Source organism: bacterium, assembly GCA_031082185.1.
Lineage (GTDB): Bacteria > Sysuimicrobiota > Sysuimicrobiia > Sysuimicrobiales > Humicultoraceae > VGFA01.
The window spans coordinates 1-306 of sequence record JAVHLI010000040.1 but is presented as its reverse complement, the minus strand read 5'-3'; the positions used below and the strand labels follow the sequence as shown (position 1 = coordinate 306).

At 56.2% G+C, this 306-nt stretch carries 1 rRNA gene (only partly in view); it reads right to left on the bottom strand.

Annotated elements, in window-relative coordinates:
* Positions 1-306, bottom strand: a 23S ribosomal RNA gene (locus tag RDU83_14025); its annotated part reaches 887 nt to the left of the window's first position; the annotation flags it as partial.

Genomic DNA, 306 nt, shown 5'->3' with positions numbered 1-306 from the left:
GTCCTCGCGAATTCCCACGGGGTTCCACGTGTCCCGCGGTACTTGGGATGATATCCCAGGGCCAATACGACCTTTTCGAATACGGGGCTTTTACCCTCTGTGGCTCGGCTTTCCAGCCGAATTCTTCTAAGGTCGAATTGTCTCCCCGAAGTTACTGCCGCTACCTCCGGATATCTCCCACTACCCCGCATACGCAACGCCGGCAGGCTTTAACACGTACGCGGTTTGGGCTCGCCCCGGTTCGCTCGCCGCTACTGGGGGGTTCGCTAATTTTGCTTTCTCTTCCTCAGGTTACTAAGATGTTTC